We start from the raw sequence: 4,437 nt of genomic DNA on the forward strand, positions 1-4,437 counted from the left end.
GCTTGGGGGACTCCACGGAGCCCTTGCAGGCCGCGAGGGTGAGCACGAGGCCCAGCAACAACACACAGGGAGACATTCGCGACGGGCGCATGGAGCAATTCCGGGAGTGAGCTGACGGGAGAAAGCTCGGCACGGCCTGGGATATCGGCCGATTCACGCGCTGGCGGGTGATGCTGGAGGCGCCTGACCTCCACCGCGCGGCGAGCGCCTCCAGGGACGGAGGCGGGCCGACGATATTCAGGCAGAGCGCTTCAATGCAATGCATTGGGAATGACAGGCAATTCTCGGAACATGAGATTGCAAGTCCCGGGGCGTCCTCCTGCCCACGCAACCGCCACTCACCCCCGCGGCTGGAGGCCCGTCGTCACCGGCCGCTGCCCGGTGCGCCCCATCCACCACGCGCGGATCCATTCGCGCGCGGGCTTCTCCACGCGCTGGTACGCCAGCACGCTCAGGACCCCCATGACCCCCAGCAGCGCCACCACCGCCCAGGCCGACGTGGGCGAGGCCCCCAGCCGCTTGAGCACGGACTTCCACGCGAACATCACGGGCATGTGGAGGATGTAGAGCGCGTAGCTCGCCTCGCCCAGCAGGAGGAGGGGACGCGACGCGAGGACGCGCGCCACGCCGCCCCGGCTTCGGGGCAGCAGGACGATGAGCCCCGCGAACACCGGCGCCAGCAGCCCGTTGTGCAGCAGCGGGAAGGGCAGGAAGGGACTGCCCATCAGCGCGGCAATGACAATCACTCCCAGCACCGACAGCACGACGGGCCGCGAGCGCGGGGCCTCGCTGGCGCGCAGCAGGAAGTAGCGGCCCGCGAGGATGCCCAGGATGAACTCCGGCAGCCGCGCCAGCGGGTTGAAGCGCAACGTCAGCATCCACGGCCCGGAGTTGTACGCGGACGCCGTGCCTCCGGTGTGGTCCGGATCCACCAGCATGTAGAGCCCCGGCAGCGATAGCGCGAGCGCGTATACCGCCAGCGCCCCCACCGCGAGCGCCTTGGGCCCCAGCCGTCCCAGGCGCCCCGCGAGGAAGGGGAAGGCCGCGTAGAAGACCGCCTCCACCGCCAGGGACCAGCCCGCGGCGTTCCACGCGAGCGCCGTCCAGTGCACCCAGCTCTGGAGCAGCAGCGGCGCGAGCACCAGCGCCGCGCTCTCACGCCACGCCGTGTCGGGCGTCACCGTCCATGCGGTGAGCAGGCTCTTGAGGTACGCGGGCGCGGCGATGGCGAGCCCCAGCGCGTAGATGGGATAGACGCGCGCGAAGCGGGCCACCCAGAACGCCGTGCGCGCCTCGCGCGTGTCGGGCGGACGCTCCAGGTAGTTGTAGCCAAGGATGAAGCCCGACAGGACGAAGAAGAAGCTGACGCCCACGTACCCGCTGCCGATGAGCCCGTGCAGCCCCGGCGGGGCCTCGGTGGCGGTGAACACCAGATGGTAGACGTGGTAGGCGACGACGTGCGCGGCCGCGAGGAACCGCAGCCCGGTGAGTGCGTCCAGGTGCTGCCGGGAAGAAGCCATGGGGCCGCGAGTCTCGCAGCCCTGTTTTCACGCCTCAAATACCCCCGCGGCTGCCTGCCTGCTGGAGGTCGCCTTCCAGGAGGAAATCGGGGCCTCTCTTTGGCGTAGAAAGGGCCACATGCTCAGCCTGCGCAATCTGGTGAAGGTGTATCCGGGCCCCGTGACGGCCCTTCGCGGCGTGGACCTGGAGGTGCCCCGGGGGATGTTCGGGCTGCTGGGCCCCAACGGCGCGGGCAAGTCCACCCTGATGAAGATCCTCTCCGGCCTGCTGGAGCCCACCTCCGGCGAGGTGACGCTGGACGGCATGGACCTGGTGCGTCATCCGGAGGCCCTGCGTCCGCACCTGGGCTACCTGCCGCAGGAGTTCGGCTTCTACCCGTACCTCTCCGGCCAGGACATGCTGCGCTACCTGCTGGAGTTGAAGGGCGTCACCGCGCCGCAAGGCCTGAAGGCGCTGGTCGCGCAATTGCTGGAGCGCGTGAACCTCACGTTCGCGGCGAAGCGCAAGGTGAAGGAGTACTCGGGCGGCATGCGGCAGCGGCTGGGCATCGCGCAGGCGCTCGCGGGCAACCCGAAGCTCATCATCGTGGACGAGCCCACCGCGGGCCTGGACCCGGAGGAGCGCCAGCGCTTCTACCGGCTGCTGGCGGAGATCGCCCACGAGCGCACCGTGCTGCTGTCCACGCACATCGTGGAGGACGTGGCCATGCTCTGCCCGCGCTTCGCCGTCATCCGCCAGGGCCGCGTGGTCGCCATCACCAGCCCCAGCGAGGCGAAGGCCGCGCTCCACGACACCCTCTTCGAGGGCACCGTCCCGCCGGCCGACATGGCCCCCTTCCAGCAGGCCTGGCGCGTCACCCAGGCCGTGCTCTTCGAGGGCCGCAACCGCGTGCGCATCCACCTCCCGCGGGGCGCGCCCCCGCCCCCGGGCTTCGAGCGCACGACGCCCACGCTGGAGGACGCCTACCTCCTCCTGATGAAGGACGCGCCCGAGCCCACGGCCCCGGCTGTCGCCCAGGCTCCGGGCCAGGCTCCGGGCCAGGCTCCGGGCCAGGCTCCGGCGGTGGGCGCATGAACCTGTCCCGACTGGCCCGCGTGGCGCGCACGGAGTGGCGCCACCAGGTGCGCCGTCCGCTGTTCTGGGTGCTGCTCGTGTTGCTGCTGGGCGTGGTGTGGGGCGTGTCGTCGGGCAGCGTCACCATCGCGTCGGGCAGCTCCGAGGTGGGCGGCAAGAAGGCGTGGATGACGAGCGAGTTCGCCGTCGCGCAGACGGTCCTGCTCCTCACCTTCCTGCTGTTCACCTTCTTCGTGTCGGTGGGCGCGGGCATGTCCGTCATCTCCGACGACGAGGCCCGGGTGCAGCCGCTCTTGCACACCACGCCGCTGACGCCCGCCGAGTACGTGTGGGGCAAGTTCGCCGCGGTCCTGGGCGCGTACGTGCTGGCGCTCGGGGTGCTGATGGGGCTGCTCGTCTTCTTCCACCACGTCGTGCCCGCGGGGGACTCGGCGGAGTTCCGGGGGCCCTTCGCGCTGAGACACTACGTGCGCCCCGCGCTGTGGTTCGGCCTGCCGCTCATCGTCTTCATGGCGGGGGCGGCCTTCGCCATCGGCGAGCGCACGCGCCGCGCGGTGCCGGTGTACTTCCTGCCGGTGGGCCTGTTCTTCCTCTGCGCCTTCTTCCTCTGGGATTGGACCCCCGGCTGGTTGGATCCGCGCGTGAACCGGTTCCTGATGGCGGTGGACCCGGGCGGCTTCCGCTGGCTCACGGAGACGTGGATCAAGGTGGACCGGGGCGTGGACTTCTACAACACGCAGCCCGTGGGGCTGGACGCGCTCTTCGTCACCAGCCGGTGCGCGCTCATGGTCCTGGGACTGGGCGCGGTGGCGTGGAGCGAGCGCCACTTCCGCCGCGCGCTCCGGGGCGAGGTGAAGGTGCGGCCCTCGCGCGCCGCCCGCAACCGCCTCGTCGAGCCGCCGCCCGCGCAGGTGGCGCTGTCGCACGCGGAAGCCCCGCTGGTCGCGCTGGGCATGTCCGTGAGGCCGCCGGGCTTCTGGGCGGGGCTCGCGACGGTGACGCGGGCGGAGGCGCGGGGCCTCTTGTCCCAGCCGGGGCTCTACCTGTTCCTGCCGATGTTGCTGGTGCAGATGGCGTCCCAGGCCGCCATGGCGGTGGGCCCCTTCGACACGGAATTGCTGCTGGTACCGGGGCGCTTCGCGGTGCGCTCGATGAACGCGGCGTCTGTGCTCGTGTGTCTGTTGTTGATGTTCTACGTGGTGGAGTCGCTGGAGCGGGAGCAGGCCTCCGGCTTCGCGCCCATCCACGACGCGCTGCCGGTGCGCACCCTGTCGGTGCTGCTGGGCAAGGCGCTGGCGAACGGCCTCGTCGCGGTGGTGCTGCTGGGCATCATGGCGCTCGCCGGCACGCTGGTGCAGGTGTCGCAGGGCACCGTGCCGCTGTCGCTCACGCCCTACGCAGTGGTGTGGGGCCTCTTGCTCCTGCCCACGTTCTTCCTGTGGACGGCCTTCATCCTGGCCGCGCGCGCGGTGACGGGCGGCCGCTTCGGCACCTACGCGCTGGCGCTGGGCGCGCTGGGGCTCACCGGCTTCCTGGCCGTGCGCGAGGACCTCACCTGGGTGACGAACTGGCCGCTGTGGGACGCGGTGCGGTGGACCGACCTGGGCGTGTTCCAGGTGGACTTTGCCGCGCTGGTGCTCAACCGCGTGGCGGCGCTGGGCGTGGCGGTCTTCTTCCTCGCGCTGGCGGTGCGCCTGGACGGCCGCCGTGCGCGGGACTCCGTGACGACGCTGGAGGCGCTCAGGCCTTCGGGGCTTTTGCGCGGGGCGTGGCGGCTCGCGCCGTACCTGGTGGTGCCCGTGGTGACGCTCGCGTGGCTGGGGGTGCTCGTGGGGCAGGGGT

3 protein-coding genes are annotated in these 4,437 nt (G+C 71.2%); 2 read left to right on the forward strand and 1 reads right to left on the reverse strand.

Features of this window, described 5'->3' with window-relative positions; all coding sequences use genetic code 11:
- Window positions 1-338: 338 nt before the first annotated feature.
- Window positions 339-1,520: an acyltransferase family protein gene (locus D7V93_RS38870; RefSeq protein ID WP_120648112.1), complete on the reverse strand. Its 1,182-nt coding sequence runs from the start codon at window positions 1,518-1,520 to the stop codon at window positions 339-341.
- Window positions 1,521-1,638: 118 nt separating this feature from the next.
- On the opposite strand from D7V93_RS38870, the gene D7V93_RS47540 reads away from it, so the two are divergent.
- Together D7V93_RS47540 and D7V93_RS38880 are read left to right on the forward strand one after the other, a co-directional pair.
- Window positions 1,639-2,595 (forward strand): ABC transporter ATP-binding protein, encoded by a 957-nt coding sequence (locus D7V93_RS47540; RefSeq protein ID WP_120648113.1) that lies wholly within the window; start codon window positions 1,639-1,641, stop codon window positions 2,593-2,595.
- On the forward strand, window positions 2,592-4,437 hold a 1,846-nt coding region (locus tag D7V93_RS38880), incomplete at its 3' end, for an ABC transporter permease (RefSeq protein ID WP_147451567.1). The genes D7V93_RS47540 and D7V93_RS38880, both read left to right, overlap by 4 nt.

The organism is Corallococcus llansteffanensis (assembly GCF_003612055.1).
Taxonomy (GTDB): Bacteria; Myxococcota; Myxococcia; order Myxococcales; family Myxococcaceae; genus Corallococcus; species Corallococcus llansteffanensis.

Bases quoted from the DNA above. Each gene is read 5' to 3' on its own strand.
- D7V93_RS38870 (WP_120648112.1), bottom strand. From the start codon at position 1,520: ATGGCTTCTTCCCGGCAGCACCTGGACGCACTCACCGGGCTGCGGTTC.
- D7V93_RS47540 (WP_120648113.1), top strand. From the start codon at position 1,639: ATGCTCAGCCTGCGCAATCTGGTGAAGGTGTATCCGGGCCCCGTGACG.